Here is a 4,729-nt window from a genome sequence, read left to right as displayed (position 1 = left end):
GCCCGCGGCGCGCTCGATGCCGCCGCAGCCCGCCCCGGCGCTGCGCGAGGAGCCCCGCCCGGGGGCGCTGCCCAACCCGCGCAACGGCTGAACGGGCGCAACTGGCTGAGCTAGTGCAGGAGTTGAGCAGGCACTCCGGCCCGCCGTCGGATGGTCGGCTGCGCTCAGCCGGCGAGGCGGCCCGCTGCCCGGCGCGAGGCGGCCGCCACACCGGCTGAACCGGCGCACCGGCCGAGGCCCGCCCGAGGCCCGACTCGCTCGGAGACCCGAGACGCGAGACCCGACTCAGCCAAGGTCAAACGTCAGCCGATGTCGAACGGATCGATCCGCACCGCCGGATCCTTCTCGCCCCGGGCCAGCCGCTGCGCCTTCGCCGCCTTGACCGCGGCCGCGAGCGCGCCGCCCTGTCCGGGGCGTACCCGCAGCAGCGCCCGCTGCCACTCCTCCCCCGGCGGCGGCTGACCGGGGCGGCGGGGGCGGCCGGGCTCCGTCAGGGGCAGCGGGACCGGGCCCAGGGTCTCGGTACCCTCCGGCAGCCGGGCCGCGGCGATCAGTTCGGCCACCGCCTCGGCGGGGCCGGCGACCGAGGCCATCCGGGAGACCGGCGGAAAGCCCAGCTGGGCCCGCTCGGCCAGCTCCCGCGCCGCGTAACCTGCCGGGTCCCAGCGCACCAGGGCCTGCACCGGCCGCTGCGTCGGCTCGGCCGTCACCACGACAAGACCGCCGTCCCCCTGGCCCCGTACCAGCGCCGCCGCGTCCAGCCAGCGGCGCAGCGCCTCCTCGCCCGCGCGCAGGTCGGGGCGGCCGAGCAGGGCCCAGCCGTCGAGCAGCAGCGCCGCCGCGTATCCGCCGTCGGCGACCGGTTCGGCGCCCGGGGTGCTGACGACGAGCGCGGGACGGTCCGGCACCCGGTCCAGCACATGGTCGCGCCCGGACGTCCGTACCGGCACGGCCGGGAAGGCCCGGCCCAGCTCCTCGGCGGTGCGCCGGGCACCGACGATCCGCGCCCGCAGCCGGACGCCCCCGCACTCGGCGCAGTGCCAGGAGGTCTCGGCCCGGCCGCACCAGCCGCACGCCAGCCGGTCCGCGTCCCGGGCCTCCAGGGGCCCGGCGCAGTGCGCGCAGCGGGCGGGCGCCCGGCAGCGCTCGCAGGCCAGCCGGGGTACGTACCCCCGGCGCGGCACCTGCACCAGCACCGGGCCCCGGGTCAGCGCGTCCCGTACGGTCCGCCAGGCGAGCGTGGGCAGCCGGGCGGCGCGCGCCTCGGCGTCCCGGGCCACCTCGCCCTCGTCGACCGTACGGATCAGCGGGGCCGCGGTCCGTACCTGCTCGCGGTCGGCCTCCAGGGGCCTGGCCCAGCCGTTCTCGACGAGCTGGGCGGCCTCCACGGTGCGGCCGAGGTCGCCCAGCAGAAAGCCCGTCCGCTCGTGAACGGCGCGCAGCAGCAGGACGTCGCGGGCGTGCGGCTGCGGCGCGTGGTCGTCGCTGTGGCTGTGGTCGCCGTCGTCCCAGATCCCCACCAGCCCCAGACCCCTGACGGGCGCGAACATGGCGGCCCGGGTGCCCACCACGGCCCGCACCGAGCCCCGGCTGACGGCCAGCCACCGCCGGTAGCGCTCCTCGGGCCCGAGGTCGGCGGTGAGCAGCACATGCCGCCCCGCCCCGCCGAGCACTTCGGTGAGCGCCGCGTCGACCCGCGCGGCCGTCCGCCCGTCGGGGACGACGACGAGCGCGCCGCGCCCCGAGGCGAGGGTGGCGGCCACCGCGACGGCCCATTCGCGCGGCCAGTGCGGTCCGGGCAGCGCGGTCCACACCGCCCGCGGCGTCCCGCCGCCCGCGAGCGCGTCCAGAAACCCGGGCCCTGCCGGATAGCGCTCCCAGCTCCCGGCCGCCGGCGCCTCCGGCGGCGGCAGCGGCGGCGGGGACGGCTCGCCCTCGGCCCGTACGTTCCGCTTGGGCACGGCCAGCTGGAGTACGTCCGCAAGCGATCCCGCGTACCGGTCGGCGACCGCCCGGCACAGCGCGAGCAGCCCGGGCCCCAGCACCGGCTCCGGCGAGACCACCTGTGCGACGGCCGCCAGCGGCCCCCGGTAGTCGGATTCGGCGACCCGCTCGACGATGTACCCGTCGAGCAGCCCCCCGCCCTCCCGGCGCCCCTCGCGCACCTTCCCCGTACCGGCCCCGAACCGGACCCGCACCCGCACGCCCGGTTTGGCCTCGGCGTCCATCTCGGCGGGCACCGCGTAGTCCCACAGCTTGTCCAGGTGCACCGGGCCCTTGTCCACCAGCACCTTGGCGACCGGCAGCTCCCGCGCCAGCGCGGCCCCCCGCCACGTCCGCGGCTTGGCCTTCGGCGCCTTGGCCTTGCGCACGCTCTCCCGAATGAGCGCAAGCTGCTCCCCACCCGGCTCCCCCGCCGCGGGCTCCGGCCGCCCGTTGTCGCTGCTCACAGCTTCAGTCTTAGCAGACGACACGGACACCGGCCCGGGCGTCCGCACAGGGCGCCCGGGCCGGTGTCCGATTCAGTACAGGGGGGCCTTAGAGACCCACGGCCGTGCGGAGCGCGTCCACGCGGTCGGTGCGCTCCCAGGTGAAGTCCTCCAGCTCGCGGCCGAAGTGGCCGTACGCGGCCGTCTCGGCGTAGATCGGGCGCAGCAGGTCCAGATCGCGGATGATCGCGGCCGGGCGGAGGTCGAAGACCTCGGAGATGGCCTGCTCGATCTTCTCGGGGTCGACCGTGGCCGTGCCGAAGGTCTCGACGAACAGGCCGACCGGCTCGGCCTTGCCGATCGCGTAGGCGACCTGGACCTCGCAGCGCGCGGCCAGGCCGGCCGCGACGACGTTCTTGGCGACCCAGCGCATCGCGTACGCCGCGGAGCGGTCGACCTTGGACGGGTCCTTGCCGGAGAAGGCGCCGCCGCCGTGGCGGGCCATGCCGCCGTAGGTGTCGATGATGATCTTCCGGCCGGTGAGGCCGGCGTCGCCCATGGGGCCGCCGATCTCGAACCGTCCGGTGGGGTTGACCAGCAGGCGGTAGCCCTCGGTGTCCAGCTTGATGCCGTCCTCGACGAGCCCGTTCAGGACGTGCTCGACCACGAACTCCCGGATGTCCGGCGCCAGCAGCGAGTCGAGGTCGATGTCGGAGGCGTGCTGCGAGGAGACGACCACGGTGTCCAGGCGGACCGGCTTGTTGCCGTCGTACTCGATGGTGACCTGCGTCTTGCCGTCCGGGCGCAGGTAGGGGATGGTCCCGTTCTTGCGCACCTCGGACAGGCGGCGGGAGAGCCGGTGGGCCAGGTTGATCGGGAGCGGCATCAGCTCGGGGGTCTCGTCGCAGGCGAAGCCGAACATCAGGCCCTGGTCGCCCGCGCCCTGCTTGTCCAGCTCGTCCTCATCGCCCTCGACCCGGGCCTCGTACGCCGCGTCGACACCCTGCGCGATGTCCGGGGACTGGGAGCCGATCGACACCGAGACGCCGCACGAGGCTCCGTCGAAGCCCTTCTTCGACGAGTCGTAGCCGATCTCGAGGATCTTGTTGCGCACGAGCGTGGCGATCGGTGCGTACGCCTTGGTCGTCACCTCACCGGCCACATGCACCAGGCCGGTGGTGATCAGTGTCTCGACGGCGACCCGGGAGGTCGGGTCCTCCTTCAACAGCGCGTCGAGAATGGTGTCGCTGATCTGGTCAGCGATCTTGTCGGGATGACCCTCGGTGACAGATTCCGAGGTGAACAGGCGGCGGGACACATCGCTCCCTGGGGTTGCAGCGGCTGCTGGCTGATCATGGTTGGGACCGCTCGAGAGCTGCGCTCGGTGCGGTTCCTCGGCCAGTTTATCCGGCACGGTCACCGGTCGAGCATCCCCGTCCCACAGAACGGGCAGGCCGTGACGTGGAACATACCTCTCTCTGACCGGAAAATCAGCCTTGTCAGGGAGGCAGGAAAGTGTCATTCCCTCCGTTGGCCCGATGGTGACCGGTCAGCGGGCCCGACGTCTGCCGGGCAGTGCCCCGATCAGCCGAGGCGGCGGGCGACCAGGTCCCAGACCGTGTCGGCCAGGACCTCCTTGGGCCCGTACGGCACCGGCGTCTCGGTGCCGTCGGCCGCCAGGACGACGGCCTCGTTGGCCTCCGAGCCGAAGGTCTTGTGCTCCCCCACCTCGTTGACGACCAGCAGGTCACAGCCCTTGCGGGCGAGCTTGGCGCGTCCGTTGGCGAGCACGTCGTCGGTTTCGGCGGCGAAGCCCACGATGACCTGGCCGGGGTGGGCGCGGTCGGCGGAGATCTCGGCGAGCACGTCCGGGTTGCGGACCAGGACGATCGGGTCGGGCTCGTGTCCGTCCCGCTTCTTGATCTTTCCTTCGGCGTAGGTCGCGGGCCGGAAGTCGGCGACGGCCGCGGCCATCACCACGGCGTCGGCGTCCGCGGCGGCCTTGACCACCGCCTCGCGCAGCTGCACCGCGGTGCCCACCCGCACCACATCGGCGCCGGCCGGGTCGGGCAGCTCGCTGTTGGCCGAGACCAAGGTCACCCGGGCGCCGCGGGCGACGGCGGCCCGGGCGAGGGCGTAGCCCTGCTTGCCGGTGGAGCGGTTGCCGAGGAAGCGCACCGGGTCCAGGGGCTCGCGGGTGCCGCCGGCGCTCACCACGACATGGCGTCCGGCCAGATCGAGGCGGCGCTCCTCGGTGCCGCGGGCGCCGCGGGTGTCGCGGGCGCCGCGGGTGTCGCGGG

The 4,729-nt window shown here is 74.7% G+C and carries 3 protein-coding genes; all 3 read right to left on the bottom strand.

The window, feature by feature from the left end; genetic code table 11:
• Positions 1 to 302 precede the first annotated feature (302 nt).
• A complete protein-coding gene (locus ACWDSL_RS51940) occupies positions 303 to 2,450 on the bottom strand; it encodes a primosomal protein N' (RefSeq protein WP_450496590.1) in 2,148 nt (715 codons plus the stop codon).
• 88 nt (positions 2,451 to 2,538) lie between these two features.
• Positions 2,539 to 3,747, bottom strand: a complete 1,209-nt coding sequence (gene metK / locus ACWDSL_RS51935; RefSeq protein WP_089510360.1) for a methionine adenosyltransferase — start codon at positions 3,745 to 3,747, stop codon at positions 2,539 to 2,541.
• A gap of 266 nt (positions 3,748 to 4,013) precedes the next feature.
• A partial coding sequence (locus tag ACWDSL_RS51930) for a phosphopantothenoylcysteine decarboxylase domain-containing protein (protein WP_450496587.1) occupies positions 4,014 to 4,729 on the bottom strand: 716 nt, incomplete at its 5' end.

The organism is Streptomyces sp. NPDC000941 (assembly GCF_053599555.1).
This window is presented reverse-complemented; position numbering and strand designations above follow the sequence as displayed.